Annotated in this window: 18 protein-coding genes and 2 pseudogenes; 8 read left to right on the top strand and 12 right to left on the bottom strand. The window is 62.5% G+C overall.

All coding sequences use genetic code 11. The annotated features are described in order from the left end of the window. Positions 1 to 971: 971 nt before the first annotated feature. From BVER_RS08915 to BVER_RS31325, 5 genes are all read right to left on the bottom strand, one after another. Positions 972 to 1472 (bottom strand): CoA transferase, encoded by a 501-nt coding sequence (locus BVER_RS08915; protein WP_050452982.1) that lies wholly within the window; start codon positions 1470 to 1472, stop codon positions 972 to 974. Between the two features lie 54 nt (positions 1473 to 1526). Beyond that, the gene (locus BVER_RS08910) at positions 1527 to 2369 is read right to left on the bottom strand and encodes an HpcH/HpaI aldolase/citrate lyase family protein (protein WP_232316456.1); all 843 of its coding nucleotides are present in this window, start codon (positions 2367 to 2369) and stop codon (positions 1527 to 1529) included. 87 nt (positions 2370 to 2456) lie between these two features. Beyond that, complete coding sequence (locus BVER_RS32455; RefSeq protein ID WP_232316455.1) at positions 2457 to 2636, bottom strand: amidohydrolase family protein; 180 nt, start codon at positions 2634 to 2636, stop codon at positions 2457 to 2459. After that, a complete protein-coding gene (locus BVER_RS32450) occupies positions 2633 to 2797 on the bottom strand; it encodes a hypothetical protein (protein WP_198155204.1) in 165 nt (54 codons plus the stop codon). Before BVER_RS32450 ends, BVER_RS32455 begins: the two co-directional genes overlap by 4 nt. Beyond that, positions 2794 to 3303: an amidohydrolase family protein gene (locus BVER_RS31325; protein WP_157055977.1), complete on the bottom strand. Its 510-nt coding sequence runs from the start codon at positions 3301 to 3303 to the stop codon at positions 2794 to 2796. The genes BVER_RS32450 and BVER_RS31325 overlap by 4 nt, the downstream gene beginning before the upstream one ends. A 129-nt stretch (positions 3304 to 3432) precedes the next feature. Here BVER_RS31325 and BVER_RS08885 point away from each other — a divergent pair, with 129 nt between their 5' ends. Then, a complete protein-coding gene (locus tag BVER_RS08885) occupies positions 3433 to 4374 on the top strand; it encodes a LysR family transcriptional regulator (protein WP_050452976.1) in 942 nt (313 codons plus the stop codon). Between the two features lie 229 nt (positions 4375 to 4603). Here BVER_RS08885 and BVER_RS08880 read toward each other — a convergent pair whose 3' ends face one another. After that, the gene (locus BVER_RS08880) at positions 4604 to 6568 is read right to left on the bottom strand and encodes a potassium transporter Kup (protein ID WP_083452101.1); all 1965 of its coding nucleotides are present in this window, start codon (positions 6566 to 6568) and stop codon (positions 4604 to 4606) included. A gap of 167 nt (positions 6569 to 6735) precedes the next feature. Here BVER_RS08880 and BVER_RS08875 point away from each other — a divergent pair, with 167 nt between their 5' ends. Further along, the gene (locus tag BVER_RS08875) at positions 6736 to 6987 is read left to right on the top strand and encodes a hypothetical protein (protein ID WP_050452975.1); all 252 of its coding nucleotides are present in this window, start codon (positions 6736 to 6738) and stop codon (positions 6985 to 6987) included. A gap of 155 nt (positions 6988 to 7142) precedes the next feature. Continuing rightward, positions 7143 to 8432, top strand: a complete 1290-nt coding sequence (locus BVER_RS08870) for a cytochrome c (RefSeq protein WP_050452974.1) — start codon at positions 7143 to 7145, stop codon at positions 8430 to 8432. 7 nt (positions 8433 to 8439) lie between these two features. Here the strand turns inward: BVER_RS08870 and BVER_RS08865 are convergent, their stop codons facing one another. Both BVER_RS08865 and BVER_RS08860 read right to left on the bottom strand, forming a co-directional pair. After that, entirely contained in the window at positions 8440 to 8736 is a 297-nt protein-coding gene (locus BVER_RS08865; RefSeq protein ID WP_050452973.1) for a DUF6723 family protein, read from the bottom strand. 79 nt (positions 8737 to 8815) lie between these two features. Continuing rightward, entirely contained in the window at positions 8816 to 11116 is a 2301-nt protein-coding gene (locus BVER_RS08860) for an FdhF/YdeP family oxidoreductase (RefSeq protein ID WP_050452972.1), read from the bottom strand. Positions 11117 to 11232: 116 nt separating this feature from the next. Between BVER_RS08860 and BVER_RS08855 the strand changes: the two genes are divergently transcribed. Then, a complete protein-coding gene (locus BVER_RS08855) occupies positions 11233 to 11817 on the top strand; it encodes a glutathione binding-like protein (RefSeq protein ID WP_050452987.1) in 585 nt (194 codons plus the stop codon). An 11-nt stretch (positions 11818 to 11828) separates the two neighbouring features. Next, complete coding sequence (locus BVER_RS08850; protein ID WP_050452971.1) at positions 11829 to 12335, top strand: DsbC family protein; 507 nt, start codon at positions 11829 to 11831, stop codon at positions 12333 to 12335. A gap of 7 nt (positions 12336 to 12342) precedes the next feature. Here BVER_RS08850 and BVER_RS08845 read toward each other — a convergent pair whose 3' ends face one another. The 4 genes and pseudogenes from BVER_RS08845 to BVER_RS08830 form a co-directional block, all read right to left on the bottom strand. After that, positions 12343 to 12747, bottom strand: coding sequence for a VOC family protein (locus BVER_RS08845; protein WP_198155203.1), 405 nt, complete (start codon positions 12745 to 12747; stop codon positions 12343 to 12345). 182 nt (positions 12748 to 12929) lie between these two features. After that, positions 12930 to 13542, bottom strand: a pseudogene (locus tag BVER_RS08840) (TetR/AcrR family transcriptional regulator). Between the two features lie 17 nt (positions 13543 to 13559). Next, positions 13560 to 14087, bottom strand: a complete 528-nt coding sequence (locus BVER_RS08835; protein ID WP_050452985.1) for a DUF4142 domain-containing protein — start codon at positions 14085 to 14087, stop codon at positions 13560 to 13562. A gap of 93 nt (positions 14088 to 14180) precedes the next feature. After that, positions 14181 to 15726: pseudogene (locus BVER_RS08830) on the bottom strand (MFS transporter). Between the two features lie 178 nt (positions 15727 to 15904). On the opposite strand from BVER_RS08830, the gene BVER_RS08825 reads away from it, so the two are divergent. From BVER_RS08825 to BVER_RS08815, 3 genes are all read left to right on the top strand, one after another. Continuing rightward, positions 15905 to 16414 carry a DUF2753 family protein gene (locus BVER_RS08825; RefSeq protein ID WP_050452970.1) on the top strand — a complete coding sequence of 170 codons (510 nt, stop codon included), beginning with the start codon at positions 15905 to 15907 and terminating at the stop codon, positions 16412 to 16414. An 11-nt stretch (positions 16415 to 16425) separates the two neighbouring features. Then, the gene (locus tag BVER_RS08820; protein WP_050452969.1) at positions 16426 to 17049 is read left to right on the top strand and encodes a superoxide dismutase; all 624 of its coding nucleotides are present in this window, start codon (positions 16426 to 16428) and stop codon (positions 17047 to 17049) included. Between the two features lie 203 nt (positions 17050 to 17252). Further along, positions 17253 to 17669 carry an RcnB family protein gene (locus BVER_RS08815; protein ID WP_050452968.1) on the top strand — a complete coding sequence of 139 codons (417 nt, stop codon included), beginning with the start codon at positions 17253 to 17255 and terminating at the stop codon, positions 17667 to 17669. The last annotated feature ends 13 nt before the right edge of the window (positions 17670 to 17682 follow it).

Genomic DNA, 17682 nt, shown 5'->3' with positions numbered 1-17682 from the left:
CATCCGCACCTCGTCAAAAAATGCAGGAATCAAGCGTTAATATGCCTGCTTCCTGCAATTCGCTCAACATGGTTTGGGCTGTAACGCCTTATCGCGTAAGGCTTTGAGGATTGTTCAGGGCCGACTAGGTAACTTGATTGAGTGGAAATCGAGGTGCGCTGACCGATGATCAACAAACTGCAACAGCTGACGCTGCCTCTGCTGGGGACCTACACGCGCACCGACTTCACCGCGTGCGTCGCCTTAGGCCCGAAGGCGTGTTGTTACCGATGCGACGGATCGACGCCTTCGCGCACGAGAGCCCGGACCGGCTCCGGCCATGGGAGTGCAGGTCCCAGCGGCATGACCTGCCGATCGCGCTCAACTCGACACGCGTACGGCCAGAGATGGTCGAACGCGGCGGGGCGAGGTTCGACTGGATCGCCGCCAATCACAGCCGCCCTCGACCGTTCCCTTGGTTGGCGTTGTCATCCACACCGGGTTGAAGCGACGGCGCGGCTTTCATCTCCAGCGTCGTTTGATGACGTGCCTGCCAGGCGACGGGAGTGTGCGCACGCGATGCACCCACGCGTGGCACGTAGCGCCGCTAGCTGTCTCCCCGCGCGCATTGCAGTATTCGATCATCAGTGCATCGAGCGTGATGATCCGCTCCCCGCTCAAGCGTTGGGCGATGAGTGGGCGAAACCACAGGTGAACGGGGTGGGTTGGCAAGCTACGACCGCCGCAAGTGTCGACACCTGCTCCACCATGCGCAGAATGACGGCCGTAAGCTTTACTCGCAAATGCTGCCTGGAGGATTTCAGATGATCTGCCAACGCTGATGAGCCGTGCATCAACGCGAGGTGAACCAGGTCATCGCGCATCGTGCCCAGATAGCGCTCCGTCGCCTCGGGACTCGCCCCACGCAGTGAGCGTCCCGGCTCATAGTAGAGCCGCGCGATCGTCGGCGCCAGCGCGCGTTCGTGCAGCGCTTACCGGCTCACCCGCCTGCTTCCTTGCTTCGCCCGCGGTTTGCTGCTGGTCACCCTCGGCCTACCGCATAGGGTCGCAGATCGCGAGGAGGACGCAACGGCTGCAAATAAGGGTCCGCTTTCGCCATAACCCGTCAACGAGCAATAGATGAGATCGGAACGCAAAGCCCGCAAGGTTTCATAGTCGATGCCCAGCGACTCCGGCACGGAAGGACGGAAGTTATGCACGAACACGTCCGCCTTCTCGACCAGCCGATAAAGCGTCTGGCGTCCCGCGTCCGTCTTCAGATCGATGACGATGGAGCGCTTGTTGCGGTTCGCCCCCAGAAACGCGCGGTTCTCGCCTTCGAGCGTCGAGGGATACTGACGCATGTTGTCGCCGCCGGGCGCCTCGATCTTGATGACCGTCGCGCCGACGTCGCCGAGCAGCGCGCAACCATAAGGACCGGCAAGATAGCTGGTGAGATCCAGCACGATGATGTTATCCAGCGCAGACGGCATGGCATTCCTCCATTGAATCGGTGTGTCGACGCTCACGTTGCTTCATGCGTCGTTTCATGCTTCGCTCATGGCTTGATCGATGACTTCACGCGCTCTCACCACGATGGGATCGTCGATCATCTTTCCATCGAGCAGAAAGGCGCCTTCGCCGAGCGCGGTCTTTTCTGCGGCCGCGTCCACCACGCGCCGCGCCCAGCTCACTTCGTCCTGCGTGGGCCGGTAGACTTCCTTGATGATCGCGATCTGCTTTGGATGGATCGCGGACTTGCCGGCATAACCGAGTCGCTTTCCCCGTAACGCGCTCTCGCGCAGGCCTTGTTCGTCGGCGACATTGACGAACACGGAATCGCGGGGCCGCGCAAGGCCGGCCGCACGCGAGACGATCGGCACCAGCGCGCGCGGCACGGCACATTCCGATTCGTCACGCGACCACTCGATGCCTACGTCCGTGGTGAAGTCGCCCATGCCGAACGAAAGCCGCATGGGCCGAGCAAGCGCAACGCGCGAGATGTCCACGAGATTGACCACGCCGAGCGCGGTTTCGATGGTGACGCCAAGCTCGATCGTTCCGGCGGGAACAGAAGCGCTACGCTCCGCGGCGGTGATCGCTTCGTCCATACGCCGCAGCGCGTCCGCCGTTTCGATCTTCGGTGCAATGAGGCCGCCGATGCCGGGCCCCATCACCGCCGCAAGATCTTCCACCCCGCACGCCGAGCCGAAGCTCTTCGTGACCGCAAGCGAATTGACGCGCACATGGCAGCGTCCCGGAAGCAGCGCGATCATGTCGACCGCGCCCTGGCGCGCCGCGCTTTTTTCCTTGCCGGGAACCGCATCCTCCAGATCGATCAGGACGGTTTCGATATCGAGTTCGACGGCCTTTTCGCACAGGCGGCGCATATGACCCGGCACGAACAACGGTGCGACTGACATACCCATGAATTCCCCCGAATGATTCAATGACTTCGACTGTTCTTGAATGACGCGTCATTCGATGCGGTAGATCCGCGATGCATTGCGATAGAACAGGCGGTCCTGTTCGTCCTCACTGAAGTCGCGCACGGCTTCGATGTATCGCTCCCATAGCGCCTGATACGAACACGCAAGACGGTCCACAGGAAAATTGCTGCCAAAGACACAGCGGTCCACGCCGAACACGTCGATCATTTCGAGCACGAATGGCTGGATGCTCTGCACGCTCCATCGAAGATCATGAACGCCGAGATCTTCATGTTGACGTTGGGAAGCGCGGCATCGTGGTAATTCAACATGCCTGCATAGTCGATAACGAACACCGTATCGGGGTTGTCCGCGATGACTTCGGTCATCGGCGCAAGCTGCACGGGATGCAGTTGCAGATCGCACGACCAGCCATGCACGGCAAGCCGACGCATGCCGGCGATGCGGAGATATTCGCGTGGTTCGCCGTGATCGCGCCGCTCAATATCTGCCGGATGCCGCGCAGATTGCGGTGCGTGCCGTACCAGTCGATGTCGGCATCGAGCGTCGAACTCAGCAAGTCGATCTTGGGCACGATCGCATGCGGAAACCCCCTCGATGTGTCCGTGTGATCCGCAATCGCCTGCAACCACTCCGTCTCTTTGAACGGGTCCGTGGTTGCGCCGAGATGGACCGACCGGGCAATGGGCAGCTTGCCTATATCGCCGAGAAAATCTCCAATCAGATAATCCCGGCAGATCGCGGAATAGTCCCCATAGGGCTTCGGTTCCACGCGATCCGTCAGTGCCGGGTAGTAGAGCCGGGACAGATCCCAGAGGTGGTGATGGGTATCGATAATCCGCACGCTCTGGCGGCTTGCAACGGGATGGTGCATGAATCGTCTCCTGCCAGCTTGGGCGCTGGTCGTTGGATTTGGCATGAGTCGATTCTTCGCGATTTCATGTATATGGACAATTTGTTAAGTTCGATACACTGATAAGCGTGGACAATCAGTGAGCGGAACATGCCCATTTCTACGCGCAAGACGCTGCAACGTATCGATCTCGCCGAGCTGGAAACTTTTATCGCCGTCGCCGAACTCGGCAGCTTTCGCGCCGCCGCCGCTCAATTGAACCTGTCTCAACCATCCGTTTCCGGGCGCGTACAAAGGCTCGAAACGGCTCTGCATACGAAGCTGCTGATTCGTACGACCCGCTATGTCGCACCGACTGCGGACGGCGTGCTCTTGCTCGAGGGCGCGAACCGCGCGCTCGACGCGCTCGGCGGTCTGGTCGATTCATTTCTGCAGCGTGCGGGGCAGTCTCGCCAGCGCCTGAGCGTGGCCGCAACGCCGTTGATCGCCGCGCTCTACATGCCCGCCCTGATTCGCGATTACTGCGCGCGTTATACGGATGTGGAGGTTCATCTGCTCGATCTGCGTTACCCGGAAATCCTCAGTGCGCTGGATTCGGGCGAGGCGGACATGGCGGTCGTGTCTTTCGACCGTGCGGACGATCGCTTCACGGCGACCCCCATTGCAAGCGATGAAGTGCTGCTCGTGGTGCCCGAAACGCATCCGCTGTTCGGTACGGGGCACGCAAGGATCGACAAGCTGGTGGGAGAGAACCTGATGTTGATCGACCAATATCAGCCGATGTTCGAGATGATCCAGTCGGCGATGAATGCGCGCAATCTCGCGCCACCGCGCACAACGACGGTCAGCGACGTGTCAACGTTGACCGGCATGCTCGACGCCGGGTTCGGCATAGCATTACTCTCCCACAACGTCGCGAAGCGACGACGTGCTCCCGAGGGCACGTTGGTTCATCTGGATGACGTGAGTTTGCGGCGAAATTACGCACTTGTGGTGTCGCGTAAGGCTGAGCGTGGTACGGCGGCGCTCAGTTTTGGGGACTATCTGTGCAGGACGCTGGCCGATCGCTGGCCGTTGCGCCCGGGCGAGTGATCAAGTCGACTTTGAACGAGCGACAGCATCGAAATCGGACTTTCGACTCAACGCTCGTCACTGCCAGTCGAATGGCCGATATTCGTTTAACGCGGCCACGCGCAGCTAAAGCGACGCATCATTCCAAAGCCTGATCCCCTCGCACGATCACGCTCCGCCCCACCTCAGACAATACCCGCGATCGTCAGCGCCCGCACATCGCGCATCGAAGAAGCAAACTCACCCCCCCTCAAAGCACCACCTGCACCCCCAACTCCACCACATCCTCACCCACCAGCCCGTAATACTCCGCGCTCGATGCCGAATGAAACGCCATCTCGCCGAACAGCCATTCACGCGCCCGTGACATCTGGCCGTGCGAGCAGCCGGGCGTCATCTCGTCGCGCAGAAGGAAATACGTCGTGTGCTTCGAATCGAAACGCCAGTCGGCCAACTGACCATCGAGCGATGCCAGCAGGCGCGGCAGATTCGGCCGCTCCGTAAAGCCATGCCGCGATATCACCTCGTAGCAGCCCGCGCCGAGATCGCGCACGTCGATGCGCGTATGTTCATCCACGCGCGGCGCCGACTCCGACCGATTCACAAATACAATCACCGTCCGATGCAGCACGCGGTTATGGCGCACGTTGCTCTCCAATGCCGATGGCGTCGCGCCGAGCCTGCTGCCGGGATAGACCGCCGTGCCGGGCACGCGCGCGGGATGCTTGTCGTCGAGGACGTGGCGAACGAACGCATCGAGCGGCGGCGCCTTCGATGCATGCTCCGCCGATAACGCGCGTCCGCGATGCCAGGTCGCCATCAAGGTGAACAGCACGATGCCGACCGCCACCGGAAACCAACCGCCCTGCGGAATCTTGTGCACGTTGGCGGCGACGAGCAGCGCATCGATCGCGAGCAGCGGCACGCTGACCGCCGCGACCGCGAGCCACGGCCAACGCCACACATTGCGCGACAGGCTGACCATCTGCACGGTCGTGATCAGCATCGTCAGGCCGACGGCGATGCCGTACGCGGACGTCAGCTTGTCGGAGCTTCGGAAGGTCAGCACGAGGAACATCACGGCGGCGAACAAGAGCAAATTCACGGCCGGCACATACACTTGTCCGCGATGTTTCTTCGATGTCTCGATCACCCGCAAACGCGGCAAAAAACCCAGTTCGATGGCCTGACTCGTCATCGAGAACGCGCCTGAAATCACCGCTTGCGAGGCGATCACCGTCGCCAGCAGCGCAATGATCACGGTCGGAATCAGCGCCCACGAAGGCGCGGCGTAAAAGAACGGCTGCTTCTCCGCGCCCGGCTGATAAAGCATCGTCGCGGCCTGTCCGAAGTAGCCGATCACGATCGCCGGAAACACGATGAACAGCCACGCGAGGCGAATCGCGCGCCGCCCGAAATGGCCGATGTCGGCATACAGCGCTTCCGCGCCGGTCAGCGCGAGAATCACCTCGCCGAGCACGACGAACGCGAGCAGCGGATGCGCATGCACCAGCGCCCACGCCCACGTCGGCGATACCGCGCGCAACACGTCGGGATGCTGCGCGATCCGGTACACGCCGACGCCCGCGAGCCACACGAACCAAAGCGCCATCACCGGCCCGAACGACTTGCCGACCACCGCCGTGCCGCAGCGCTGAAACAGGAACAGCGCGACCAGAATCGCCATCGCGCACGGCACGATAAACGGATCGAAGCGTGCGCTCACCTGATGCAACCCTTCCACCGCGGACAGCACCGAGACGGCGGGCGTGATCATCGAATCGCCGTAGAACATGGCGGCGCCGAACAGTCCGGCCATCAGCAGCCAGTGCGGCTTGTGGCGGCCCTGCTGCTCGTAGCCGGAGCGCACCAGCGCCGTCAGCGCGACGATGCCGCCCTCGCCTTCGTTGTCGGCGCGCATCACATAGCTGACGTATTTGATCATCACGACGACGACCACGGCCCAGACGATCATCGAGAGAATGCCCATCACGACGGGCACGTCGACGCGACCCGCCTCGGTCACGCCTTGCCGCAGCGCGTAGATAGGACTCATGCCGATATCGCCGAAGACGACGCCGAGCGCGCCCAGCATCAGGCCGAGCAGCGCCTGCTTCGGGCCGTCGCCGGAGGCATGCTCGCCGCCGCGTTGCGCGCCATCGCGCACGCGGGCCCGGATGCGCGGGCGCACGGCATCGCTCGAGGTGGTCGTCATCCGCCGTCGGAGGAGTGGAAAGGGGACGTGCGTGCCAGTATTGAGCAAGCGTCGAGCAAGCGCCGTACCTTACGGCCGCCGAGGAATGCATCTTGCTGACGAGACCAATACAGCAGCAAAACGCCCTGCGCGACATCAAAACAAATCCAGTCTTTAAGGGATATTCGATGCAAGCCAAGATTCTCGCGCACGAGAAACCCGACGAAGCGGCAGCGGAGGAGATCCACCGTTTCACTTTTCAGCTCGACGACGACTATTCCGGCAAGCTGACCGACTCCATTTCGCTGCGCACCGCGCGCGTGATCGTCGCCAATCTCGGCGATGGCAACGCGTTTATCGCCATGTTGCGCGAAATCGTCTCCGCCGAACCCGCGCAGTACGACACGCTGGTTGGGCACGTTTATCTGGATCGTCACTGACGCCCGCGATTGACACCCATTCACGCGCGGCGTTGTAAAAACAGCGCGCGCGGCCACGCTCAGTGTAGGATTCGTCGGCGTTCAACTGAAGAAATGGGCCGATCATCCGTGTCGCAATCCGTCGATTTTCGCTGCGCCGTGCTGTCCGAGGGACGATGCGTCCGCTGATTCGCCGTGTCGTCGCCATACTCGGCGTCGCGGGCGTGCTCGCGGCATCGGCCGCGCACGCGGATGGCGCATCGGCCAAACTGATCGCGCGCGGCGCGTATCTCGCCAAGGCCGCCGACTGCATCGGCTGCCATACCGCCGCGCCGAAAAACGACGGACCGGACCCGAAGCCCTTCGCGGGCGGCCTGCCGATTGCCGCGCCTTTCGGCACCATCTATTCGAGCAACATCACGCCGGATGCGAAGTTCGGCATCGGCGGCTATCGCTTCGAGGACTTCGCGCGCGCCTTGCGCGACGGCATCGCGCCGGGCGGCAAGCGGTTGTATCCGGCGATGCCGTATCCGTCGTTCTCGAAGATCGACGACGAAGACATGCGCGCGCTCTACGCGTACTTCATGCACGGCGTCGAACCGGTCGCCGTCGCCGCGCCCGCGACGCATCTGCCGTTTCCCTACGATCAGCGCTGGGCGCTCGCGTTCTGGAACATGGCGTTCGCGCCGACCGGCCGTTTCCAGCCGAATCCGGCCCGCGATGCGCAATGGAATCGCGGTGCGTACCTCGTGCAATCGCTCGGGCATTGCGGCGCGTGCCACACGCCGCGCGGCGCGGCCTATAACGAAACCGGCTACACGGAAACGTCGGGGACCTATCTGACGGGCGGCACGCTCGATCACTGGTACGCGCCGCCGTTGACGGCGCTCGATGGCGCGGGTTTGGGCCGACTGTCGGCGCAGGATATCGCGTCGTTCCTCAAGATCGGGCACGGCGGCGGCGCGATCGCGTTCGGCAGCATGGCGCAGGTCGTCGAGGACAGCACGCAATATCTGACCGATCCCGATCTCACGGCGATCGCGACCTATCTGAAGAGCCTGCCCGCGACCGACCAAGGCGGAAAGTTCGATCCGAACGCCACCACCGCGCGCCTGAAAACCGGCGAGCAGAAACGTCCCGGCGCAAGCATCTACGCGAATGCGTGCGCGCGCTGTCATCAAAGCGACGGTGCGGGCGCGCCGATGAAATATCCGCGGCTCGCGGGCAATCCCGCCGTGCTCGCCGACAACGCCGATTCGTTGATTCGCTTGCTGATTCAGGGCGGCCACGCGCCATCGACCGTTTATGGTCCGCTGCCGAAGGAAATGCCCGCGTTCGGCAAGAAGCTGACCGATGCGGAAATCGCCAACGTCCTCAGCTTCGTGCGCGGCGCGTGGGGCAACGATGCGAAGCCGGTCAGCCCGCGCGATGTACGCGCGGTGCGGGATGCGCTGGCATCGCACTAAAACGCGGCTAAAGCTCCGGACTCGCCAGATCGCCGTTGACGACTTCCTCGCCGCGCGCCTGCGCCGCATCGACCGCTTCGGCCTTGCTCGCGAACGGCCCGATGCTATCCGCGCCTTCGAACGGAAACAGCAGTTTGCCGTCCGTCTTTCTGACGACTTTCAAGGTGCCGAAAAACCCGCTGCCGCTCGTTCCGCGATACGACGCATAGATGAGGAAATCGTCCGCGCTGACGCCGGGCGACGGCTCGACGCTGCGCGTGGGAAAGAACACGAGTTTCGGACGTCTGCCACTGGACTGACTCATCGATCACACCACTCGTATTGTCCTCGATGGTTCATTGTGCACGGCGATAAGCCGTGCCACGACGTCCGTAACCCGCCCGTTAGACGTCACGCAGCATACGCACGGGGATCGATTTCGCGCCGGGCACCTTGCTTTCCTTCGCGTGATGCCAGAGCGGAATCAGCGGATTGCACTCCGGGTAATAGCCGCCGATGCAGCCCTCCGGAATGTCGTACGCAACCAGCGTCAGACCGCGCACGCGACGCTCGACGCCATCGTCCGCGATGGTTTCCAGCATCACGCGATCGCCGGCGCGCAACTCGCGCGCGAGCATGTCGCGCTCGTTCATCAGGATCACCATGCGGCTGTCCTTGATGCCGCGAAAGCGGTCGTCGTGACCATAGATCGTCGTGTTGAACTGGTTGTCGCTGCGCAGCGTGGTGAGACGCAGCGCGTGCGGTTCGCGCACGGGCATGTCGGGATCTTCTTCGAGCATCTCGGGAACGTGAAACCCGGCCTTGCCGCTTTCGGTCTTCCACTGGCGTTCGCGCGCGGGCAGCACGCGCGGAAAGCCGCCCGGCGTCCACATGCGTGCGTTGAAATCGTGAAAGGTATCGGGCCAGGTCCGCGCGATCTCCTCGCGCACGATTCCGTAATCGCCGATCCAGCGCGTCCAGTCCACCGTCGATTGCGCGCCCAGCGTATGTTTCGCCAGCGACGCGACGATGTACGGCTCCGAGCGAATATCCGGCGCGGCCGCTTCCGTCACGCCGCGCGATCCGTGGATGCAGCCCGTGCTGTCTTCCATCGACACGGCCTGCTCGCCGCCCGCCTGCCTGTCGATCTCGATACGGCTCAGGCACGGCAACACATACGACTTCCGCGCATGCACGACATGGCTGCGATTGAGCTTCGTCGTGATGTTCACCGCGAGCCGCAACGCGCGCCACGCCGGCTCGATCCGCTCGCGATCCGGCACCGAGCGCACCAGATTGCCGCCGAGATTGATCACCGCGCCGACCTTGCCGTCGATCATCGCCTGAAACGTCTCGACGATATTCATGCCTTTCTCGCGCGGCGGTTCGAAGCGGAACTGTTCGGCGAGCACGTCGAGCGGCGCGAGTTCCGGCTTCTCGGTGATGCCGACCGTGCGCTGTCCCTGCACGTTGGAGTGTCCGCGAATCGGCGACGGCCCCGCGCCCGGCTTGCCGATATTGCCGCGCAGAAAAAGCAGATTGCAGATCATGCGGACGTTCTGCACGCCAAGCCGATGCTGCGTCAGGCCCATGCCGTAATGCGCGATCACCGCGTTGGCCCCGATGTATTCGCGCGCGGCGGCTTCGAGCGCATCGCGTGCGAGGCCGCTGACGCGTTCGATATCGCGCCACGATGCATCGCGCACATAGCGCGCTAACGCATCGAATCCCACCGTATGCGTTTCGATGAAGTCGACGTCGAGCACGCGTGCGCGGCCTTGCGCGAGCGCGTCGTCGTCCGCCGCGATCACCGCCTTGCAGATGCCGAGTATCGCCGCCGTATCGCCGCCAACCTTCACTTGATGATATTGCGTGCTGATGCGCGTATGCGCGGGCGTTAGCATGTCCGTCGGCGATTGCGGATTGGCGAACTTCAGCAGCCCCGGTTCGCGCAACGGATTGAAGGTGATGATCGGCACGCCGCGCTTGCGTGCATCCTGTAGCTGATGCAGCATGCGCGGGCTATTCGTGCCCACGTTCTGTCCAAAGAAGAACATGAGGTCGGTATGGTCGAAATCTTCCAGCCTGATCGTGCCTACGCCGACACCGATCGCCTTCTGCAAGCCCACGCTCGTGCTTTCGTGACACATGTTCGAGCTGTCGGGCAGGTTGTTGGTGCCGTACATGCGCGCGAAAAGCTGGAACATGTATGACGTTTCCAGCGACGCACGGCCCGACGCATAAAACACCACCTGGTCCGGTTCGTCCCGCATCGCGCGCAGTTCGCGGGCGATATCTTCGAAAGCTTCGTCCCAGCTGACTTCGACGTATTTGTCCGTGGCGGCGTCGTAACGCATCGGCGCGGTGACGCGGCCTGCATCTTCGAGATCGTGATCGTGCCATTCGCGCAGTTCGGAAACCGTGTGGCGCGCGAAGAAATCCGGGCTCACGCGCTTGCTCGTGGTGTCCCATGCGGTCGCCTTTGCGCCGTTCTCGCAGAACTCGAACGCATGCGGATGCGCGGGCTTCGCCCACGAACAGCCCACGCAGGCGAAGCCATCGGGCTTGTTCTGATGAATGAGCACTTTCGTGCCTTTTAGCGGCGCTTTTTCATGCGCGAGAATTTTCGCCACCGCCTTGACGGAGCCCCAGCCGCCGGACGAATACGGATAGTCGCGGCTGCGGCTGTGATCGGATTCGGCCATTTGACTCGCTCCATAGTAAATGCCTATATTCAGCAAACACGATGCCCAAACATCGCGAGGCGGCATACGCGTTGCTGTGCATCGAGGACGTGTCACTCATGAAAGGAGACATCTCCATGAAGCTCTATTACGCGCCGGGTGCGTGCAGCCTCGCCGATCACATCGCCATGCATGAAGCGGGCTTGAAGTTCGATCGCGTGAAAGTGGACCTCAAGAACAAGGTCGCCGAAGACGGTCGCCCGTTCGACGAGATCAATCCGAAGAGCTACGTGCCGGTCGTCGAACTCGACGATGGCCACACGCTCACGGAGAACATCGCGATTCTGAGTTGGGTCGCGAAGCAGGCGCCCGATCTTGCGCCATCGAACGATAAGGACGGCATCAAGCTGCTCGAGATGCTGGCGTTTATTTCAACCGAAATCCACAAGCAGTTCGGCCGCGTATTGCGCCCGACATCCGATGCCGAAGCCGCCGCCGCAAAAGAGAAGATCGACAAGCGCTTCTCGCTGATCGCCACGATGATGAAAGGCGATTACCTGTTCGGCGATTCGATGAGCGTCGCCGATGCGTATCTCTTCACCATGCTGACGTGGGCGAAGAAGCTCGGCGTCGAGATGCCGTCGAAGCTGCAGGCGTTTTACGATCGCGTACGCGAACGTCCGGCCGTCAAGCTCGCGTTCGAACACGAAGGCCTGCAATAAAGGCGCGTGCGGTGAGAGCGCGCTGGCTTGCGCTGAGTTTCGTGCTCGCGATGGTGATTGGCATCGCGCATGCGCAGGACCGGCGCATCGACTTCGCGAGCCTGCCGCTTGGTCACGCCATAGAATCGATACATGGCACGGGCGCGCGTCGCATCGCCGTGTTCGAAGATCCGTATTGTCCGTTTTATCGCCGACTCGAGCGCGAACTGCAGGCGCTCGACGACGTGACGGTCTACGTGTTCCTATTTCCGATTCTCACGCCGCAATCGCGCCCCATGTCCGATGCGATATGGTGCGCGCCCGATCGCGCCCGCGCATGGCAGACGTGGATGATCGAAGGACGCGCGCCCGATGCCGCGCGGTCGTGCGGCACGTCGCCCGCAGCGGACAATCTGGCGCTGGCCGCGCGCCTCGACATTCGCATCACGCCGACGATCGTCTTCGCCGATGGCACGCTCGTCACCGGCGCGCTGCCGCTCGACGACTTGCAAGCCATGCTGAACGGCGCGCGGCCTTGAACGCGCGTCACGCGTCGAAGGTGCTGCGAAATTCGGGCGATGCATCCGAGCGCGTGTTCAGTTCGAACATCACGCCGCCCGGCGCGCGGCAAAAGAAGCGCGAGCCACGGCCATTGTTGAAGATGCCGGCTTCCATCTCGACCTGCTCCTGCGTAAAGCGATCGAACAGTTCCTGCACGGCGTCGAACGTCGGCAACTCGAAGCCGACATGAAACGCGCGCGGCCATGCGGGCACATCGTCATGGTGATCGATCACGACGTCATAACCGGGACGCTTCAGGATGTAGCACTTGTCCCACGTGCCCGAGATGGTGAAGCCCAGATAGCGCTCGAAGAATTGCGCCGTGGCGGCCGTATCCGCCGAAGGAAAGCTCAGATGGTTGAGCTTCATGCTTTTGATGGAATCGTTCATCGTCATTCTCGCTTGAAGTTTGGCGGCGGCCCCATGCCGATTGATTCGTTTCCGCCTGACGATGAGCAGAATATAAGCAAAAGCTTACATTCCCAACTCGCTTTGTCCGTGTGCTGAAATATGCATTTATTTAAATGGCTATTTGCATGTCTACGCGGATGGCGCGCTTATGTTGCTCGCATTCACGCCTTTCCCGTGCGCGCCAGATAGCCGAACACGGCGGCGCGCACGCGCATTTCCAGACTTTCCAGATCGCGCTCGCCGCGCTGGCCCGCGCCATCGACCATGCCGCGAATGATCGCGAACAGATCATTGGCGGCGGTATCGGGATCGCTATGATCCGGTGCGGCGCGACGGATGATCGTCACCGCGAGCGCTTCCATCTCCGGATTGCCGACTTCGCCACGCAGCGCGGGACGGCCTTCCTCGATATCGAGCAGACGCGCGAGCATCGGGCGTTGCAACTGCTGTCGCACCGATGCGCCGATCAAATATTCGAGCGCCGCACGGCCGCTGCGCTTGCTCAGCGCAATGGATGCATCGTCGTGAAAGCGCCGTCCTTCGCGGCGAATCAGCGCGACCGTCAACGCGTCCTTGTTCGGAAAGTATTGATAGAGCGAGCCGATGCTCACGCCCGCGCGCTCGGCCACGGCATTCGTGTTGAAGCCTTCGAAGCCCTGCGTTTCGAGCACTTGCGCGGCGCGCCTCGACGATGGATGCGACCGTCTCTTCCGAACGCGATTGCGTCGGCCTCTTGCGCGGTCGAACCGCTTGCTGACGCGGTTTCTGGCTCATGCGGCGCTCAACACGTATCAACGCCCGAAGCCCAGCCGATTCAGCGCAAACTGAATCTGGCGAGCCTGATCGAGATGAAACGTCAGCGCGGGCCGCGCGCGCACCAGCAGCATCTTGACGTCGGGACTCGTCGTCGTGCGGATAAAGCCGTCCACCGATTGCACGAGCTGCGCGAGAAAATCGACTTCGCGATTCAGGTAATCCATATCGAAGGAATAGGGATCGTCGTCATTGAGCATCGCGACGTCGTTGCGGCTCTGGCGCTCGATCGCATTGCTCGTGCCGCTGCGTTGCGCGCTCGCGCCCAGACGCCGCAGCATGTCGTCGGCTTCCTGATTGATCTGCCGATGCTCGGAGATGATGCGGTTCGCGAACGCCTGCACGCTGCGCGATTGCGTCCTTCGCAACGCGACCTGACCGGCCGCGATTTCCGCCTGATTCGCGACGATCAGAATGCCGACGATCTGCGCATCGGACACGCGGTCGTCCTGCGCGAACGCACCGAGCGACGCCATCATCAGAAGCAGCTCCAAGGTGCGGCGCATGCCGTTCCCGACGCGGTAAAAAGCGTTCACCGCCAGCCTCTCTTTCGACGTGAAAGTCCGAGCATAACGCGCATCGGCGTGCCTTGCGCCATTTCAACGCGACGCCCGGCGAATGGTCGCCGCCGCGAGGCCCGCCGCGCCGAACGCGCAACACGCGGACAGCAGCGTCACGGCACGCAGCGCACCGGCGATCGCGTGCGCTTCGTCGCTATTGGCGCTTTCGTGCGCTTGCGGCTCCAGCGTCTGCGCGCTTGCATGCGTCTTCTTCATCGCGGCGTCATAGGCATGCACGAACACGATGCCGAGCACCGCGACCGCCAACAATCCCGCCACGCGCGCGACGGCGTTGTTGATGCCCGACGCCACGCCCGTACGCTCGTTCGGCACCGACGCCATGACCGTTGTCGTGAGCGGCGCGACGGTGATCGTCATGCCGAGACCGAGCACGAGTAGCGCGGGAAAAAAGCCGCCCCAATAGCTTCCCGGTACGAAAGGCACGCCGAGCATCACGAATCCCACGCCCGCGATGCACGGCCCCACAATCAGCAGCGCACGCGCGCCGAAACGCGTCGTCAGGCCGCCCGTGAAGCGCGACAGCACGCCGATGATGAGTGGCATCGGCAACACGGCCGCGCCTGCCTGCGTCGCGTGATAACCGTAGGCGCGAATCAACGTGTACGGCAGAAAGAAGAACACGCCCGACAAGCCGAAGTACAGCAGCAGCGTGACGAGATTCGCACCGCTGAAGTCGCGCGAGCGGAACACGTCGAGCGGCATCATCGGATGCGCGCTGTTCGCTTCGATCAAGACGAAGGCCACGAGCAGCACGCCGCCCGCGACGATCGTGCCGAGCACGCGCGCATCGTCGACGCCGCGCGACGACACTTGCGTGAGTCCATACGTCAGCGCGCCGAGTCCGGCCGCGACCGCGATCGCGCCGAGCCAGTCGAGCCCGCCTTGCGCATCGTCTTCGCGGACGTCGGGAACGGATGCCATCGCGAGCGCAATGGTCGCAGCGGCCAGCGGCAGATTGATGAAGAAGATCGCGCGCCATGAAAAGGCATCGACGAGCCAGCCGCCTGCCGCCGGTCCCAGCGCCGAGGTGATCGCGCCGACGCCCGCCCAGGTGCCGATGGCGCGGCCGCGCGCTTCGCCGTCGAACACCGCGCCGATGATCGCGAGACTGCCCGGCACCAGCAGCGCCGCGCCGATGCCCTGCACCGCGCGCCGCGATCAGCACGCCGATGCTGGGCGCGAACGCGCACGCCGCCGATGCCAGCGTGAATAGCGCGATGCCCGCGACGAATACCGTGCGCCTGCCGAGCCGGTCGCCCATCGATCCGCCGACGAGCACCAGCGAGCCGAGAAACAGCAGATACGCGTTGACGACCCATTGCATCGCCGCGACGCTCGCGTGCAGTTCGCCCTGGATCGAAGGCAGCGCGACATTCACGACCGAGCCGGCGATAAACGCCATGCTCGAGCCGAGTATCGTCGATGCAAGCGCCATGCGTTTGCGCGTGCACGGCCGGTCGAGCGCGCTGTGTTGTGCGCGAATGAATCCCTCGTCGCATGGACTTGCTTGCGAGGCAATGACATGCGCGTGCTCGCGCGGACTGCGGATCGACGTGTCGGTCATGCGTTCACCCCATGACGAATGCGAAAGGAAAGCGCTGCACAGCGCATGGTATGCGATTTGGCGGCATGTGAATAACCCTCGATCGAACAGGCCCATTCGATCGCGGTTATGATGGATTCATCCCGAGTACGCAGGCCATTCGTCGACGCAAAGGGCGCAGGTTCAAGGAGCCCTCGCCATGTATCGACCGACCCTCATCACCGATCCGCACGAATCCCTTCGCACGCGCACGCAACAGCCCACGCTGCCGCAGTGGGAATCGGAAATGCGGCAGGCCACGCAAGCAGAACGCGACGGTCATGTCGCGATTGCACGCGCGGGTTACGAGCACGCGTTGTCCATCGCACGGCAACTGCTCGATGCGCCGCCGTCCGGCCGCGCCGACGACTGTCTCGCCGCGCTCGTCGTGTCGCATCACAATCTCGCCGATCTGCTCGTCGATGCCGGCGAATTCGATGCCGCCGCTCTTCATCTCTGTCTCGCGCATGAAACGCTGATCGCGCTGCATCTGCATCCCGGCAAGTCTGCATCGCTCAGACGCGCCGCCTTGCATCACAGCCGCGAGACGCATGTCGCGCTGATTCGTCATCTCGCCCGGCATGGGCCGCATCCGCGTATCGCGCGCACGCTCGAACACGCGCATGCCGCGCTCGATGCCGCCGTCCCCGCACGTCAGTCACTTTCCTGAAGGAGCATGTCATGCCATACACGCTGCCCGCCTTGCCTTATCGTTACGATGCACTCGAACCGAATATCGATGCGCGCACGATGGAAGTGCATTACACGAAGCATCATCAAACATATGTGAACAATCTCAATGCCGCGATGGAAAGCGCCGGACAGAAGGATCAGCCCGTGGAAAAGCTGATCGCCAATATTGATTCGTTACCCGAATCAATTCGCACGCCCGTGCGCAACAACGGCGGCGGTCACGCGAATCACAGTCTGTTCTGGACCGTGATGTCGCCCGACGACGGCGGCAAGCCGGAAGGCGCGTTGGCGAGCGCGATCGATAGCGATCTCGGCGGCTTCGATGCCTTCAAGGATGCCTTCACCAAGGCGGCGCTGACGCGTTTCGGCAGCGGTTGGGCGTGGTTGTGCGTCGACAAGCAGGAAAAGCTCGCGGTCGAGAGCACGGGCAATCAGGATAGTCCGTTGATGAACGGCATCGGCTCGGGCAATACGCCGATTCTCGGGCTCGACGTGTGGGAGCACGCGTATTACCTCAAGTACGAGAATCGCCGGCCGGAGTACTTCGCGGCTTTCTTCAACGTGATCGCGTGGCCCGAAGTCTCGCGGCGTTACGACGAAGCGAAACGTTAAGCATCGTTACGCGCGGCGCTTGAGAAAAAGCGCCGCCTTTTTTGCTGGCAAGATGACACACGTAACTAGCGGTAAGGCACGCTTACAACTCCTCACGCCATTTAACGAAACGGTTCAGTAAAGTTCCCTCATCGATTTGCCGCGTTGCAGTTGCCTGAAGACGCGTCACGGCAAATGTTCTCAACGAGATAGAGGGGGTAAATATGAAAACCAATCGAATCGTCGCCGCCCTGTTGTGCGCAAGTCTGGGTCTGGCCGCTACGGCATCGTTCGCGCAGCCCGCACCGGGCGGTCCGGATCAACACGGCCAGTACAACCAGTACAACAACAACCCCGGTTATCACGGCGGTCCCGGTCCGCAAGATCACGGCCCTGCGCCGCAGATGAACGATCACCGCCCCCCGCAGCATGCGGACGTGCCACCGCCGCATCATGGCGACTGGCGTAAGGGCGATCGCCTCGAACAAGACTATCGCAATCGTCAGTATGTGATCGACAACTGGCACGAACACGATCTGCGCCAGCCGCCGCGTGGTTATCAGTGGGTCGGCGTGAACGGCAACTATCTGCTGGTCGCGGCGGCAACCGGGATCATCGCGCAAGTGGTGATGTCGCACTAAGCCTCGAACGTCG

Source organism: Candidatus Burkholderia verschuerenii, assembly GCF_001189365.1.
In the GTDB taxonomy this organism is placed as follows: Bacteria; Pseudomonadota; Gammaproteobacteria; order Burkholderiales; family Burkholderiaceae; genus Caballeronia; species Caballeronia verschuerenii.
This window is presented reverse-complemented; position numbering and strand designations above follow the sequence as displayed.